This window comes from Actinotalea alkalitolerans (assembly GCF_023369855.1).
GTDB lineage: Bacteria > Actinomycetota > Actinomycetes > Actinomycetales > Cellulomonadaceae > Actinotalea.
Genome location: NZ_JAMBPP010000016.1, coordinates 21,889 through 37,111, shown reverse-complemented (window position 1 = coordinate 37,111; position 15,223 = coordinate 21,889). Strand labels below are relative to the sequence as shown.

Sequence of the window (15,223 nt, the reverse complement as noted above, 5' to 3'; positions counted from 1 at the left end):
GACGGCGCCGGACCCGGGGGGCGTGGGGAGCGTCCCACGTCCACAGGTCCGGCGCCGACGGGGTGATGACCGTGCGCGAGCGGCGTAGCTACTCGACCGCGAGCGCAGCCACCGGTGAGGTCCGGGCGGCGCTACGGCCGGGTACCACCGAGGCCAGGAGCCCGGCCAGCAGTGCCACGACCAGGACCAGTGCGAGGTCACGCCACGGGACGGTCAGCCCGACCGAGCTCACCTCACCCAGCACGGTCTGCGCCCCGGCCCACCCGTAGGCGACCCCCAGCACCGACCCGACCACGGCACCGACGCCGGCGATGAGCATCCCCTCGATCGCGAGCGTCCCGCGGAGCTGGCGGCGCGAGAGCCCGATCGCCCGCAGCGTCGCGGACTCGCGACGCCGTTCGAGGACCGACAGGGAGAGCGTGTTCGCGACACCGATGAGCGCGATCACGACCGCGACCCCGAGCAGCCCGACCACCACCGCGAGCAAGGTGTTGATCACCCGCTGGTAGAAGGCCCGCTCGACCGCGGCCCCCTGCACCGCGACCGCGACGTCGGCCCCGCTCGCGAGCTGCTGGATCTCGGCGACCACGCGCTCGACGTCGTCCAGGTGGGCGAGCCGCACCCACACGCTGGTCACCGCGGCGCTCGGGTCGAGCTGCTCGAGCACCTCCGGCAGCACGACGGCCGAGTAGGCGGCCAGGTCGGTGACCACCGCGGTGAGGGTGAGGCTGGTCCCGTCGTCGGAGAGCATCGTCACCTCGGACCCGGTGGTGATGCCGCTCCACCGCGCCACGGCAGCCGGGACCACGACGCTCGAGGCGTCCAGGCCGGCCAGCTGCTCGGGGCTGCGGAGCACCTCGGCGGCCGCGGCGGGATCGACGGCGTCGACCCCGATCTCCTCCGTGCCGTTGACCATGACGACCGTCGAGGTCAGCTCTGCGACGGCGGCGATCCCCGCGGTGCCCCTGATCCCGGAGAGCACATCGGCCGGCATCGCAGGTGCCCCCGCAGACCGGTTGGCCGTGATCACCTCGACGTCGACGGGGAACTCGTCGTTGAGGGCCTCGTCGAGCGAGGCGCGGGTGCTCGCCGCCCCGGTGGACATCATCGCCACCAGGGTCACGCCGATCAGCAGCGCGGCACTGGTGGCCGCAGTGCGACGGGGGTTGCGGACGGTGTTCGCCGCGGCCAGGGTCGCCGCCACACCGCCGCGGCTGAGCAGCCTGCCGAACCGGCCGACCAGGCGTGGGACCCAGAACACCGACCCGAGAAGGACGCCGACGAAGGACGCGGCGCCCCCCAGCACCCCGACGGCCAGCCCGAGCATGAGGTCGACCCGTGGGCCGATGACCACGCCGAGCGCGAGCCCCGCGAACCCACCGACCATCAGCAGGCCCGACAGCACCGCGCGGACCCGTCCCGAGCGGTGGGTGACCCGGGGCGCCTCCGCGGGACGCAGGGCGGCGAGCGGCGCGACCCGCGTCGCGGCACGTGCAGGTGCCAGTGCTGCCAGCACCGTCATGGTGACCCCCACGGCGACCGGGACGAGCACCGAGACGGCGGTCAGGTTCACGCCGTCCGGCACCGGCACGTCGGTGTCCATCCGCGTGAGGATCCCCAGGACGCCCTGCACCACGAGGGTCCCCAGCGCCGTGCCCACGACCGAGGCGGCCACACCGAGCAGCAGCGCCTCGGTCACGACCGAGCGCCGCAGCTGGGCACGGTCGGCGCCGACGCACCGCAGCAGCGCGAGGGTCCGGGTGCGCTGAGCGACGAGCACCTGGAAGGTGTTCGCGATCACGAGCGCGGCCACGAGGAGGGCGATCGCGGCGAAGCCGAGCACGATCGCGGTGAAGACCTGCGCGCTGTTGGTCAGACCGGCGACGGTCTCCGCCGCCTGCTCGTCGACCGTCCGGACCGCGATGTCGCCGTCGAGCGCGGTGCGCAGGGACTCCCGTACCTCGGTCACCGGGACGCCGTCCTGGACGGCCACCAGAACGAGGTGGTGCACGTCGGTGGTGGCCTCGGGCTCCAGGAAGCGGAGCCACCGGGCCAGGTCGGTGCGGTCCACCACGGCCGGCCCGCCACCCATCAACGCGGTCCCCGTGTCGTCGAGCACGCCCACGAGCTCGAGCTCGTCCTCGAGGGTGTCCGGGACGACGTTCTCGGGGTCCTCTGGATCCTCCCGGTAGGTGGTCTGCGTGGCCGGCACCTGGTCCGCGAGGGACAGTCCAAGCCGCTCGACGACGTCCGCGGGCATGGCGATCTGCCCCGGGCCGTCCGGCAGCCTGCCGTCCAGGACGGTCGAACCCTCCAGGCGCGGGTCCTGGGCCGGTGTGGTCACCTCGAGGTAGGTGATCCCGCCCCCGTTGGGCACCTCGACCCATCCGGTCAGCGGGGCGTGGACGGCCTCCACCCCCGGGACGGACCCGACCACGGCGAGGTCCTTGCCGGTCATCGGGGCCTGCGAGAGCACGAGGTCGGCCTGTGCGTAGGAGCGGCTCACCGCGTCGTAGGTGGTCCGGGTCATGGCGTCGCCGGCGAGAAGCGTCGCGGCGACGAAGGCGGTGCTGATGACGATCGCGATGCCTGCGGCGGTCAGACGTCCCAGGCTCCGGCGCATCTGGGCCAGGGTCAGTCGCAGCATCAGCGCACCACCGCGGGGAGGTCGTCGAGGGAGCGCAGCGCGTCCAGCCCGGCCAGCACGGACTCGGGGGTCGGGTCGGTGATGTCGCCGGCGATGCGGCCGTCGGCGATCAGCACGACCCGGTCGGCGTACGCGGCGGCCGAGGGGTCGTGGGTGACCATGATGATCGTGCGTCCCAGCTCGCGGACCGAGCGCCGCAGGAAGCTGAGCACCTGTGCCCCTGAGCGGGAGTCGAGGTTCCCGGTGGGCTCGTCGGCGAAGACGACGTCGGGCCGGGCGATCAGCGCCCGGGCGACGGCGACCCGCTGCTGCTGCCCGCCGGACAGCTCGCTGGGCCGGTGGGTGAGCCGGTCGGCGAGCCCCAGGGTCGTGGTGAGCGTGTCGAACCACTCGCGGTCGACCTTCGCACCGGCGAGCTCGAGCGGCAGGGTGATGTTCTGCTCGGCGGTGAACATCGGCAGCAGGTTGAAGGACTGGAAGACGAAGCCGATGCGTTCGCGGCGGAGCCGGGTCAGCGCGCGGTCGTCCATGCCGGTGATCTCGGTGCTGCCGAGAACCGCCTGGCCCGACGTCGCGGAGTCCAGGCCCGCGAGCAGATGCATCAGGGTGGACTTGCCCGAGCCCGAGGGGCCCATGATCGCGGTGAACTCCCCGGCCGCGAAGTCGACGTCGACCCCGGCGAGGGCGTGCACGGCCGCTTCGCCGCTGCCGTACGTCTTGGTCAGGCCGCGGGCCCGGACGGCAGCGGTGGTGGTGCTGGGTGGGCTGGTCGTGGTGTCCACAGGTGTTCTCCCGTTGAGTCGTCGATCGTGACTGCGACGCTACGGACGGCGGCACCGGACGGGCATCGAGCCCCGGCATGGTCCGGTGCGGCCCGCGGTCATCCCGTGGTGGGACCCGGTGTCCTCCCGACCGGGCGCACGTCACCGTCTCGAACGATCGGGTGCGTCCTGCGCACAGATCTGTTCGAGAAGGGTGGCTGCGGCTCGGTCGGGTCGGTCACGCCCCGGGGCGCACCAGGCCGCCCTCGTAGGCGGTGACGACGGCCTGGACCCGGTCACGCGCACCGAGCTTGGACAGGATGCGACCCACGTGGGTCTTGACCGTCGCCTCGGCGACGAACAGGTCGGACCCGATCTCGGTGTTGGAGCGGCCGCGTGCCATGAGCACGAGCACCTCGCGCTCGCGGTCGGTCAGCTCGGCCAGACCCGGGTGGACGTGCTGCGCGTCGGCGTCGGGCAGGGCGGTGACGAGGTGCTCGAGGAGGCGTCGGGTCGACGACGGTGCGATGACGGCGTCCCCGGCGTGCACCGTGCGGATCGCCGCGAGCATCTCCTCGGGGGGTGCGTCCTTGAGCAGGAAGCCGCTCGCACCGGCCTTGATCGCGGCGAGCACGTACTCGTCGAGGTCGAAGGTGGTCAGGACGATCACCCGCGGTGCACGGCGGGCCGGGTCGCTCGCCGTGCCACCGGCCTGTGCGGTGAGCCGTGCGGTCGCAGCCAGGCCGTCGAGATGGGGCATCCGGACGTCCATCATGACGACGTCGACCTCGACGGCTGCGAGCCGCCGCAGCGCCTCGTGGCCGTCTCCCGCCTCGACCAGCACCTCGAGGTCGGGCTGGGAGTCGATGACCATCCGGAACCCGGCACGGACGAGCTGCTGGTCGTCGACCAGCGCGACCCGGATCGGAGTGCCGACGCTGCCGGTGGGTGCGGGGTCTGACGTCACGGTCGCTCCTCGAGCAGGGGGATGGGGATCTCGGCACGGACCCGGTAGCCACCGCCGGGTCGCGGGCCTGCGGTCAGCGTCCCGCCGAGCATGGCAGCACGCTCACGCATGCCGAGCACTCCCTGGCCGGCGCCGTCGGTCCCCGCGGCGGCCCCGCGGCCGTCGTCGCTGACCTCGAGGACCAGGCTCGCGGCGGCCCACTGGAGCAGCACCGTGGCGGTGGGGCTCGGTCCGGCGTGCTTGAGCACGTTGGTGAGCGACTCCTGGCAGATGCGGTAGACGGTCAGCCCGGTGCCTGGCGGGAGCGTGCGTGCGGTGCCCATCCGTACCAGCGAGACCCGCACCCCGCTGGACCGCACCTGCTCGACCAGGTTCTCGATGTCCCCGACCGCGGGCTGGGGGGTCAGCTCGACCACCGCCGGCGGGGTGACCGCTCGGGGACCGCCACGGCGGTTCGTGGGACCGGTGGGCACGGGCCGGCCGTCCGGCCCGTGCCCCTGCGGGGCGTCGTCGGTGCGGAGCACCCCGAGCAGCCGGCGCATGTCGGCCAGGGCTGCACGACCGGTCTCGCCGATCGTGGTCAGCGACCGTGTCGCGGCCCCGGGGTCGGCGGCTGCCGCGTACCGGCCACCGTCGGCCTGGGCGATCATCACCGAGAGCGAGTGGGCGACGATGTCGTGCATCTCCCGGGCGATGCGTGCTCGCTCGGCAGCGGTGGCGATCTGTGCCTGCTGGTCACGCTCGATCTCGAGCCGGCGCGCCCGGTCGACCAGCGAGTCGATCAGCTCACGGCGCGAGCGCCGCACCAGCGCGAAGGCGAAGACGCTGACCGAGAGCAGGGTCGCACTGATCGTGGCGAAGGCCCCGGCACCGAGATCGCTCCCGGACAGGGTCGCGAACGCCGCGCCCAGCAGGAGGGAGCCGGCCAGACTCCCGGTGATCGCGACCCGGTAGGCCCACACGGGACCGTGCACGGTGACCGAGTACAGGGCCACCAGGACGAGGAAGTCGGCGGGGACGATGAGGACGAAGCCGATCAGGAGGTGCAGCAGGGCGAGGGAGAACACCGCTGCGGCCGAGGCGGCGGGCCGCACCCTGCGCCACGCGATCGGGATGACCATCGCGAGACTGAACAGCGCGGACACCGAGAACACCTGGTGGTTGCTGACCACTCCGTACTCGCCGGTCGCGAAGGGCACGGCGACGAGTCCGGCCAGCACGGCCCAGGTGACGTCGACCGGGAACCGGTGGGTGTCGTCCCACGCTCCGACCCGCTGCCACCACCGCATCGACCCAGCCTAGGTGGGCTGCGACCGTCCCGGATCGGCCCGGCGGGGGACCTGGGGGCAGGCGAGGTACCCCCGCGGGGGGACGCCGGTGCGACGTCGGCGGCGGCCTCCACCCACCCGGGCCCCGCGTGACCTAGCATGGGCGCATGACCCAGGTTCTCTTGGCAGAAGATGACCCGGCCATTGCCGAGCCGTTGGCCCGAGCCCTTGGTCGCGAAGGCTACGAAGTGATCGTGCAAGGCACCGGTCAAGGGGCGATCGACAACGCGGCGCGCGCCGACATGGTCATCCTCGACCTCGGCCTGCCCGACATGGACGGCCTGGACGTGGCGCGATGGATCCGCAACAACGGCCTCACCACCCCCGTGCTGGTGCTGACCGCCCGGGCCGACGAGGTCGACCTGGTGGTCGGGCTCGACGCGGGCGCCGACGACTACGTCACCAAGCCCTTCCGCCTCGCCGAGCTGCTCGCGCGGGTCCGTGCGCTGCTGCGCCGCTCGCACGCCGACGGCATGGAGGAGGACGAGATCTCCGCGCAGAACGTCCGGATGGACCTCGCCGCGCACCGGGCCTTCCAGGGCGAGCGTGAGCTGCACCTGACGGCCAAGGAGTTCGACCTGCTGCGTGTCCTGGTCCGGGACGCGGGCTCCGTGGTGGGTCGCGAGGCCCTGATGCGCGAGGTGTGGGACTCGGACCCGAACGGCTCGACCAAGACCCTGGACATGCACGTCTCGTGGCTGCGTCGCAAGCTCGGCGACGACGCCAACGCGCCCCGGTACATCTCCACGGTGCGTGGGATGGGCTTCCGGTTCGAGACGGGCGCCCCGTGACGCGCTCCGCGGTCCGCTGACCGGGTCGCCCTGAGATGCGTCGTCGCGTCCTTCAGGCGACCATCGCCGCCGTGACCGTCGCGGTCGTGCTGCTGGGCTTCCCCCTCGCGTTCTTCGCCGCCCAGCTGGTCCGCGAGGGCGAGTACCGGGACCTGCAGGCCCGTGCGGCAGCTCTGTCACGCTCGGTCGAGAGCCGTCTCGCCCTCGACCGCGAGCTGACCGAGGACATGCTCACGCCCTACGTGGGTGGCACCCGCGACCTCCCGGCCTACGTCTCGGTGGTCGGGCCGGACGGGACCCGGATCCGCGCGGGTGAGCCGATCGAGGGCCGGGCCTATCCCGCCGTGGTGCACACGGACACCGGCGCGGTGGTGATCCTGTCGATGTCCTGGTGGGACGTGTTCTGGCGCACCGCCCGGGCAGTGGCGCTGGTGGTCGGTGCGTCGACGGTCGCCTTCGCCGCGGGCATCTCGATGGCCCTGTGGCAGGCCCGGCGGCTGGCCGCGCCGTTGGTCTACCTGGCGGCGAGCGCCGAGCAGCTCGGGTCCGGGCAGGTCCGGCCGCGTCTGGAGCCCTCGGGGGTCGAGGAGATCGACCTGGTCGCTGCCGAGCTCGCGCGCAGCGCCGACCGGATGGCCGGGCGGCTCGCGGCCGAGCGTCAGTTCGCCGCTGACGCCTCCCACCAGCTCCGCACCCCCCTCACGGCGCTGTCGATGCGGCTCGAGGAGATCGCCGCAGCCACCGAGAAGGAGGAGGTGCGCGACGAGGCCCGTATCTCGCTCGAGCAGGTCGAGCGTCTCGTCTCGGTGGTCGACGACCTCCTCACCCGGTCACGGCGCGCGCAGGGCGGGACCACCGAGGCCGTGCACCTGATCGACGTGGTCCATCAGCAGGAGGAGGAGTGGGGTCCGTCCTACGCCTCGGCCCGGCGCAGACTGGTGGTCGAGGTCCCCGACGGCGTCGCTGTCCTGGCCACGCCGGGCGCCCTGGCCCAGGCGTTGGCCACCCTGATCGAGAACTCCCTCAAGCACGGCAGCGGGACCACGACCGTGCGGTCGCGTGCCTCGGGATCCGGGGGCGCTGTGGTGATCGAGGTGACCGACGAGGGTGCGGGGGTCCCGGACGAGATCGCTCCGCGGATCTTCGAGCGCGAGGTGACCTCGGGGGCGGGGACCGGTCTGGGCCTGGCGCTCGCGCGCGACCTCGTCGCGGCGGACGGCGGACGGCTCGAGCTCGCGCAGCGCCGACCGCCGGTCTTCGCGATCTTCCTGGCCGGTGTGCCCAAGACCCTGGACCCCGACGTCGTGCTGCCGCGCGGTGCGCTGGTGTCGCTGCGCAAGGGCCGTCGGCACCGTCGGTTTGTGCGTTGAACGGGCGGTCGAGGACGGATCGAGGGGCAAGGGTCGGCAGCTCGCCTGTCAGGCCCCGCGCGGCGCTGTGACGGTCGCGTCCTGGGCCGCCGCAGGTGACCCCTCAGCCGTGGAGGGGGCGCGCAGGGCGTGGGGACCATCGCCGGTGAAGACCAGGCGTCGATAGGCCACGTAGCGGAAGGCGGTGCCCAGGACCAGTCCGACACCGTTGGCGGCGATGTTGTCGGCCAGGGGCGAGGTCAGACCCAGCACGTAGTGGGAGACGGCCAGGCAGGCGACCGCGATGCCCATGCCCCCGACGTTGACGACCGCGAAGCCCAGCAGCTCACGGGAGGGCGCCGCGGTCCGCCGCGCGGCGAAGGTCCAGTAGCGGTTGCCCACCCAGGCCACCAGGGTGGCGACGACCACCGAGAGCACCTTGGCGGTGAGCGGGCGGTCACCGAGCAGCTGCCCGGGGCCGAAGCGGAGCAGGTTGAACACGCCGACGTCCACCACGTAGGCCACCGCGCCGACGGACCCGAAACGGGTCAGCTCCCCGAGTCGTGAGGTGACCCATGACCTGAGGCGGTGCATGGCGGCAGCGTATCTGGACGTCGGCAGGACGGCAGGCGGGGCGTTGTTAGGCTCGGCGGTCGTGACAGCACCTGTGGTGGCAGTGGTGGGCGGCGGCCAGCTCGCGCGGATGATGACCTCCGCATCGACGGCACTGGGGATCGACCTGCGGGTCCTGGTCGAGTCGCCGACGGCGTCGGCGGCCCGGGTGGTGGTCGACGCGCCGGTGGGGATGCCCAGGGAGCCGTCGGCGCTCCCGCAGCTCGTGGCCGGCCCCCCGGTGGCCGACGTGCTGACCTTCGAGCACGAGCACGTGCCCGCCGACGTCCTGGCCCAGGTCGAGGCTGCGGGGACACCCGTCCGTCCGGCTGCAGCGGCCCTGCTGCACGCCCAGGACAAGATCGTCATGCGGCGGCGGCTCACCGAGCTGGGGGTCCCGTGCCCCCGGTGGGCCGAGCTCCCCGACACAGGTGCCCTGACGGCCTTCCTGGCCACCTCGGGTGGTCAGGCGGTGGTCAAGACCGCCCGGGGTGGCTACGACGGCAAGGGCGTCCGGGTGGTGCGCGAGGCGAGCGAGGTCGCCGAGTGGTTCGCGGCCGCCCGGATCGGTGGGCCGGCCCTGCTCGTCGAGGAGAAGGTGCCCTTCGTGCGTGAGCTCGCGGTGCTGCTCGCCCGCCGGCCCTCGGGCGAGGTACGGGCCTGGCCCGTGGTCGAGACGGTGCAGGTCGACGGCGTGTGCTCCGAGGTGCTGGCCCCGGCGCCCGGCCTGCACCCCGAGGTCGAGCAGTCGGCCCTCGCGGCGGCGATCCGCATCGCCGAGGGGCTGGACGTGACGGGTGTCCTCGCGGTGGAGATGTTCGAGGTGGCCGGGGCCGACGGTGAGCCCGGCAGCATCGTGGTCAACGAGCTCGCGATGAGGCCGCACAACTCGGGGCACTGGACGATCGACGGTGCGGTGACCAGCCAGTTCGAGCAGCACCTGCGGGCCGTGCTCGACCTGCCGCTGGGCGACCCCGCCCCCCGCGCGCCGTGGTCGGTCATGGCCAACGTGCTGGGCAGCTCCCTGGACCGGCTGACCGACGCGCTCGTCGGGGTGACCGCGGCCGACCCCGGGGCTCGTGTCCACCTCTACGGCAAGGAGATCCGCCCGGGTCGCAAGCTCGGCCACGTCACGGTCTACGGCGACGACCTCGACGACGTGCGGGCACGGGCACGGGCGGCTGCGGCGCTCCTGCGCGGCGAGTGAGCTCGTGCCCCACCACGGTGGTGACCGCGCGACCCGCACCTGCGAGGCTGTGCCCGACCCGGGCCGTGCCCGACGACGACGGATGAGGAGAGTCCCGTGAGCGATCAGCCGCTGGTCGGCGTGGTGATGGGGTCCGACTCGGACTGGCCGGTCATGCAGGCCGCGTCCGAGGCCCTGGCGGAGTTCGACGTCCCGTGCGAGGTCGACGTCGTCTCGGCGCACCGGATGCCGCAGGAGATGGTCGACTACGGACGGCTCGCGGCAGACCGCGGTCTGCGGGTCCTGATCGCCGGGGCGGGTGGGGCGGCTCATCTGCCCGGCATGCTCGCGGCCGTCACGCCGCTGCCGGTGATCGGCGTGCCGGTCCCGCTCGCGCACCTGGACGGCATGGACTCGCTGCTGTCGATCGTGCAGATGCCGGCGGGTGTCCCGGTGGCGACCGTCTCGGTGGGGGGTGCCCGGAACGCGGGACTGCTGGCGGTCCGCATCCTCGCTGCGGGTGGCGACGCCGACTCGCTGGACCTGCGCGCACGGATGGTGACGTTCCAGGCCTCCCTGCGGGACCAGGCCCAGGCCAAGGGCGAGAGGCTGCGCGCCCGGTACGGTTCCGGTCGCCCGAGCCAGGGGACCGGGTTCGGTCCCTGAGGGCGTCGCGTCGTCCGGGTTCATCCTGGGCGGTGGGTGACCTCGAGGAGCTCACCCACCGTGCAGCCGAGTGCGTCGCAGACGGCGGTCAGCGTCGTGAAGCGGACAGCACGCGCTCGGTCGTTCTTGAGCACCGAGAGGTTCACCACCGAGATGCCGGCCCGGTCGGCGAGCTCGGTGAGGGTCATCCCACGGTCGGTGAGCAGCCGGTCCAGGTGGCACACGACCCGGTGGTCGGTCTCGCCGCGATCGGTGGACGGTGTCACACCAGCCCGTCCATCTCACGGGTCATCTGCTCGCCCGCGCGGAAGGCGACCGCGACGGCTGCGACCACGGCAGCGACGAGCACCGGTTCGACCGAGTAGAGCAGACCGGTCGAGAACTGGCCCTGGCCGGCCAGGCCGACCCGGTCCAGGACGAGGAGCCCGGCAAGCTGGGGCAGCAGCGGGGCGAGGAACCCGGCCACGGCGATGGCGCCTGCGGCGACCAGCAGGTGCCGGGAGGTGCCGCCGGCGAACGGTCGGCCCGAGGCGATCGCCAGCAGCACCCGGCGCAGCGTGAGGCCACCGACGAGCAGACCGAGACCTGCGACCAGCCAGTCACCGCGACCCAGGACCTGCTCCAGGACGGTGGAGTCCCAGGCCGCGAGGGTCAGCACACCGTCGGTGCCGCCGGTCGGCCCGGCGACACCCTCCGCGCCGACAGGGCGCGCGCCCGCGAACCACCCGCCGGCCACCTCGACCCCGGGGACGACCACCCGGGAGTTGCCCCACCCGCCACCCGAGTCCGGGGCGCCCAGGAGGGCGACCGGGACCTTGACCCATCCCCGTGCCTGGGTGGCGCCGTTCGCGACGTAGAGCACACCCCAGATCGTCGAGATCACCCCCAGGGCCCGGAGGAAGGAGCTCAGGGCGGCGATTCGACGTGCGGTTCGCGGTGCCGGTGAGAGGTCCCGATGTTCCGACGCCATCACATGCTCTCCTCGCCATAACGACCATCGATATGTCGCCGAACCTAGCGCGCGCTGCCTTCGTTGACCAGACCTGTCCCGTGCGCGCTGCGTGGCGCTTGCGAGCGAGGACCCGGGACGAACCCGGGAGGCGCTCGCGACGATTCGAACGTAAGGTCACGGAATGGTGACGACGAGCTCGTCGCGGGTTCCTGCGCCGCGACCGACCGCCCGCCCGGAGCCCTCGACCGGCGCTGCGCCGGTCGGGCAGGGTGTCCGCGCACCTCGGCTGTACTCGATGGACGGGCTGCGCTTCCTCGCCGCCTGGGGCGTGCTGCTCTACCACTTCACCACCAGGTGGAGCTCGGCCTGGGGCACCGACCCGGGTGAGGTGTTCCCGGCCTTCGGGCAGGTCGCGATGTACTTCGCCCTCGCCCCCGAGCTGTTCTTCCTGATCAGCGGCTTCGTCATCCTCTGGACGGCGTGGGGGCGCAGCGTCCCGGCGGTGGTTGCCTCACGGCTCGCCCGCCTCTACCCGACGTACTGGGCCGCCCTCGCGCTGACCAGCTTCCTGCTCCTGGTCGTGTGGCCCGAGGGCAAGCGGATCAGCCTCACCGAGGTCGCGGTCAACGTGACCCTGCTGCAGGAGGCCTTCGGCGTCCGGCATGTCGACGGCGTCTACTGGACGCTGTGGACCGAGCTGCGGTTCTACCTGCTCATCGTGCTCTTCGTCGCGATCGGCATCACCCGCCGCAGGGTCCTGGTCTTCGCCGCGGCGTGGCCCGTGGTAGCCCTGCTCGTCCAGGTCGCCGGGTGGCAGACCGCCGAGATGCTGCTCATCTCGCGCTACGCGCCGCTGTTCGCCGGCGGCATGCTGCTCTACCTGATCCACCGTGACGGGCACCGGCTGGTGCCGTGGCTCCTGGTGGGCGGGAACCTGGTGCTCGCGATCTACCACGTCGTCCCGGCCCAGATGGCCTCGCTCGGCCGCAACACAGCCTTCGACCCGTCCCCGGTGCTTCTCGGGCTCGTCGTGGTCGCCTGCTTCGTGACCGTGGCGGCCCTGTCGATGACCCGGCTCTCACGGGTCAGCTGGCCGGCACTGACCGCGATGGGTGCGCTGACCTACCCGCTGTACCTGATCCACGAGTTCTGGGGCTGGTGGGTCATCCACCTGCTGCACGACGTGCTCCCGGTGTGGTTGACCCTCGCCGCGGCCTGCCTCGCGTCGTTCGCGCTCGCGTGGCTCATCCACCACGGTGTCGAGAAGCGGGTCAACCTGCCCGCGCGGCGGTGGCTCGAGAGGCGCCTGACGCAGGCCTTCGGTCGACGCGACCGCTCGAGGGCCGAGGAGGTCACGCCCCGGGAGGCCCGCCGACCGGTCCCGGTGGGAGCGAGCCCTCCCTGATCGCGGCGAAGAACCCCGGGGTCTGCTCGGGGTCGAGCAGCACGGTCGAGCCGACGTTCCCCGGTCGGTGGTCGAGGCTCGCGATGGGTGGTGTCCCGGTGATGCCGCCCGGTCCCGAGGCCCGCCGGAAGGCGAGCCCGAGCCGGCCGAGGTCGAGCACGTTCGTCCCCTCGCTGACCACCAGGGCGTCGGTCCCTGCCCGGACGAGCGAGACCTGGCGGGAGGGGTTCACCAGCACGACGGGGTCGGCGACCTCGCTGGCGAGCGACCCGATGAGCTGCTGCTGGCGCTGGGCGCGCCCGATGTCACCGTAGGGGTCGGCGTAGCGCATGCGGGCGAAGGCCAGGGCCATCGTGCCGTCGGTGACCTGGCAGCCAGCGGTCCAGACCAGACCGCTCAACGGCTCGTTCACGTCGTAGTCGAGGCACAGCTCGACCCCGCCGACCGCGTCCACGACTCCCTCGACCCCACCGAAGCCGACCTCGACGTAGTGGTCGATCGTCATGCCGCTCAGGCCCTCGACGGTCTGCACGAGCAGGGGGGCGCCGCCCCAGGAGAACGCCGAGTTCAGCTTGCTGGCGTCGTGGCCGGGGATCTCGGTGTAGGTGTCACGGGGGAGGCTGATCAGTGCTGGGGGGCCCGAGGGGGGGACGTGCAGCAGCATGATCGTGTCGGTGCGCGCCCCCAGCGTCTCGGGGTCCTCGATCGCGCCGTCCTCGCGCGAGTCCGACCCGGCGAGCAGATAGGTGGTTCCCGGTGTGCCGCCCGCCCCGCTCAGCGCGTCGACGTGCTCGATCCGTCCGTTCGCCCACCACGCCAGGCCCAGCGGCCAGGCGAGCAGGAGCACCAGCAGCACCGCGAGCACCTGCCCGGCACGCCGTAGCGGCCGACGTCGTGCGCCCGCCGCGGGAGCGGGCAGGGGCGCAGCGGCGGGTCGGTGTGTGGCAGCGGGCCGCTGCGCTGCGGCGGCCCGAGGCGCCGCAGCGACCGGTGGGGCTGCCGGTGGTACCCGACGGGCCGGTGGGGCTGCCGGGGCACTGCCGACCACGGTCGGCGGGGGTTCCTGGGCTCCACCCGGGGTCGGTCGCGACCGACCACCGGTGCTGGGAGCGAAGCTCGGCGGACGGGTGTTCGGCGCCTGCGGGGCCGGCCGTGCCGTCCCGTTGTCGCGTGCTCGGCTCGAGACACGTCGGGGCGGCTGCCCCTGGGGTCCCTTCCCCTGCCCCTTGCGGTCCCGCCCCGGCGCCCGGGACTCGTCGTCGGCCACCGCGATCAGCCGCAGACGGCGGTGTCGTCCGGGGTGAACGGATCGACCCCGGGCTCCTTCGTCTCGACCTGTTCGGGGTCGGTGACGGGTGCGTCGGTCGAGACGTCCTCGGTCGAGCCCGCGCCGTCCGTGCCGGTCCCGGTGTCCGTGGTCGGGTCCTCGGCGGTCGGCGGCTCGACCGGGGTCACGAGCGGCTGGTCGGACGCGACCTTCGCCCAGACGTCGTCGGCCTCGGAGGTCCACACCACCCGGTTGGGGTCGGAGGGCGCCGGGGCGAAGGGAACGGTCATGAAGGTGATGCTGCCACTGGAGACCTCGCGGAGGCTGAAGGCGAGGCCGGTCATGTCGGGGATCGAGGAGAGCCCGCTGCTGACCGTCAGCGAACGGGTGACCGCGTTGAGGAACCGGACGAGCTCGGGGACGTCGGTCAGCAGGTTCTTGGACAGCACCGAGGACGCCGTCGCGGCGAGCAGCCGCTGCTGGCGTCCGATGCGGGCGGTGTCGGAGCCGTCGAGGCCCTCACCCGAGCGTGCGCGGGCGTAGGACAGCGCCTGCCCGCCGTCCAGGACCTGGTTTCCGGCCTGGAGGTGGAGGTTGTTCGCCTTGGGGGAGTAGATCTCCTCAGGGATGCAGATCGGCACCCCGCCCAGGGCGTCGACCATGTTGATGAACCCGGCCATGTTGATCACCACGAAGTGGTCGATCCGCACACCGGTGTTCTGCTCGACGGTCCGCTGGGTGCAGGCGGCCGCGTCGGAGATCTCGCCCGACATCCCGCCGATCGAGTACGCCGAGTTGAACATCGCGGTGCCCTGGGCTCGCGAGCTCGTGCCGTCCGACCGGAGGCACTCGGGGATCTGGACCAGGGAGTCGCGGGGGATGGACACCAGGTCGACCCGCTGCCGGTCGGCCGAGACGTGGACGACGATGGTGGTGTCCGAGCGCTGGCCCTCCTCGCCGTCGGCGACCGCCTCCTCGCTGCCCTCGCGCGAGTCGGTGCCCAGGACCAGGATGTTGACCGGGGCGCCGCTGTTGGGGTCGTCAGGGTCCGGGGTTGCCAGGACCTCGGGCCGGTCGTCGCCGAGAAGGTGGTCGATGTCCGCGGAGAGGATGTTGTTCTGCAGCCGGACGTAGGCCGTGGCCGCCCCGGTGACCCCGAAGGACATGACACCCACGACGAGCAGCGCACCGAGTCGCAGCAGGTGGTGGCGGTGCGGGTTACGGGCGTGCCGGACGGCGCGCGGGCGCGTGGCGGCAGCGTGTCGGGCGGTCACAGGTCAGGATCATAGGGC

Annotated in this window: 14 protein-coding genes; 5 read left to right on the top strand and 9 right to left on the bottom strand. The window is 72.9% G+C overall.

Going from position 1 to position 15,223, the window contains the following annotated elements; translation table 11 throughout:
• Nucleotides 1-88: 88 nt before the first annotated feature.
• The 4 genes from M1R94_RS17200 to M1R94_RS17185 all read right to left on the bottom strand — a co-directional run bounded on the left by M1R94_RS17200 (nt 89) and on the right by M1R94_RS17185 (nt 5,664).
• Nucleotides 89-2,647: an ABC transporter permease gene (locus M1R94_RS17200; RefSeq protein ID WP_249382956.1), complete on the bottom strand. Its 2,559-nt coding sequence runs from the start codon at nt 2,645-2,647 to the stop codon at nt 89-91.
• Nucleotides 2,647-3,429, bottom strand: a complete 783-nt coding sequence (locus tag M1R94_RS17195; RefSeq protein WP_249382955.1) for an ABC transporter ATP-binding protein — start codon at nt 3,427-3,429, stop codon at nt 2,647-2,649. The genes M1R94_RS17200 and M1R94_RS17195 overlap by 1 nt, the downstream gene beginning before the upstream one ends.
• A 217-nt stretch (nt 3,430-3,646) precedes the next feature.
• On the bottom strand, nt 3,647-4,375 hold the full coding sequence (locus tag M1R94_RS17190; protein WP_249382954.1) for a response regulator: 729 nt from the start codon (nt 4,373-4,375) through the stop codon (nt 3,647-3,649).
• The gene (locus tag M1R94_RS17185) at nt 4,372-5,664 is read right to left on the bottom strand and encodes a sensor histidine kinase (protein WP_249382953.1); all 1,293 of its coding nucleotides are present in this window, start codon (nt 5,662-5,664) and stop codon (nt 4,372-4,374) included. The genes M1R94_RS17190 and M1R94_RS17185 overlap by 4 nt, the downstream gene beginning before the upstream one ends.
• Nucleotides 5,665-5,810: 146 nt before the next feature.
• On the opposite strand from M1R94_RS17185, the gene M1R94_RS17180 reads away from it, so the two are divergent.
• Together M1R94_RS17180 and M1R94_RS17175 are read left to right on the top strand one after the other, a co-directional pair.
• Nucleotides 5,811-6,494 (top strand): response regulator transcription factor, encoded by a 684-nt coding sequence (locus tag M1R94_RS17180; protein WP_249382952.1) that lies wholly within the window; start codon nt 5,811-5,813, stop codon nt 6,492-6,494.
• Nucleotides 6,495-6,529: 35 nt separating this feature from the next.
• On the top strand, nt 6,530-7,864 hold the full coding sequence (locus M1R94_RS17175; RefSeq protein ID WP_249382951.1) for an ATP-binding protein: 1,335 nt from the start codon (nt 6,530-6,532) through the stop codon (nt 7,862-7,864).
• 48 nt (nt 7,865-7,912) lie between these two features.
• On the opposite strand, the gene M1R94_RS17170 is transcribed toward M1R94_RS17175, so the two are convergent.
• A complete protein-coding gene (locus tag M1R94_RS17170) occupies nt 7,913-8,437 on the bottom strand; it encodes a GtrA family protein (protein ID WP_249382950.1) in 525 nt (174 codons plus the stop codon).
• Nucleotides 8,438-8,498: 61 nt separating this feature from the next.
• Here M1R94_RS17170 and M1R94_RS17165 point away from each other — a divergent pair, with 61 nt between their 5' ends.
• Both M1R94_RS17165 and purE read left to right on the top strand, forming a co-directional pair.
• Entirely contained in the window at nt 8,499-9,662 is a 1,164-nt protein-coding gene (locus M1R94_RS17165) for a 5-(carboxyamino)imidazole ribonucleotide synthase (RefSeq protein WP_249383005.1), read from the top strand.
• Between the two features lie 126 nt (nt 9,663-9,788).
• Nucleotides 9,789-10,307, top strand: a complete 519-nt coding sequence (gene purE, locus M1R94_RS17160; RefSeq protein ID WP_249383004.1) for a 5-(carboxyamino)imidazole ribonucleotide mutase — start codon at nt 9,789-9,791, stop codon at nt 10,305-10,307.
• Nucleotides 10,308-10,327: 20 nt separating this feature from the next.
• On the opposite strand, the gene M1R94_RS17155 is transcribed toward purE, so the two are convergent.
• Both M1R94_RS17155 and M1R94_RS17150 read right to left on the bottom strand, forming a co-directional pair.
• Nucleotides 10,328-10,573, bottom strand: coding sequence for a helix-turn-helix domain-containing protein (locus tag M1R94_RS17155; RefSeq protein WP_249382949.1), 246 nt, complete (start codon nt 10,571-10,573; stop codon nt 10,328-10,330).
• On the bottom strand, nt 10,570-11,277 hold the full coding sequence (locus tag M1R94_RS17150; protein ID WP_249382948.1) for a hypothetical protein: 708 nt from the start codon (nt 11,275-11,277) through the stop codon (nt 10,570-10,572). The genes M1R94_RS17155 and M1R94_RS17150 overlap by 4 nt, the downstream gene beginning before the upstream one ends.
• A gap of 163 nt (nt 11,278-11,440) precedes the next feature.
• Here M1R94_RS17150 and M1R94_RS17145 point away from each other — a divergent pair, with 163 nt between their 5' ends.
• Nucleotides 11,441-12,664, top strand: coding sequence for an acyltransferase family protein (locus M1R94_RS17145; protein ID WP_249382947.1), 1,224 nt, complete (start codon nt 11,441-11,443; stop codon nt 12,662-12,664).
• Here M1R94_RS17145 and M1R94_RS17140 read toward each other — a convergent pair.
• Together M1R94_RS17140 and M1R94_RS17135 are read right to left on the bottom strand one after the other, a co-directional pair.
• Nucleotides 12,612-13,520 (bottom strand): LCP family protein, encoded by a 909-nt coding sequence (locus M1R94_RS17140; RefSeq protein WP_249383003.1) that lies wholly within the window; start codon nt 13,518-13,520, stop codon nt 12,612-12,614. The two genes, M1R94_RS17145 and M1R94_RS17140, sit on opposite strands and share 53 nt — an antisense overlap.
• A gap of 416 nt (nt 13,521-13,936) precedes the next feature.
• The gene (locus M1R94_RS17135; RefSeq protein ID WP_249382946.1) at nt 13,937-15,205 is read right to left on the bottom strand and encodes an LCP family protein; all 1,269 of its coding nucleotides are present in this window, start codon (nt 15,203-15,205) and stop codon (nt 13,937-13,939) included.
• Nucleotides 15,206-15,223 lie beyond the last annotated feature (18 nt).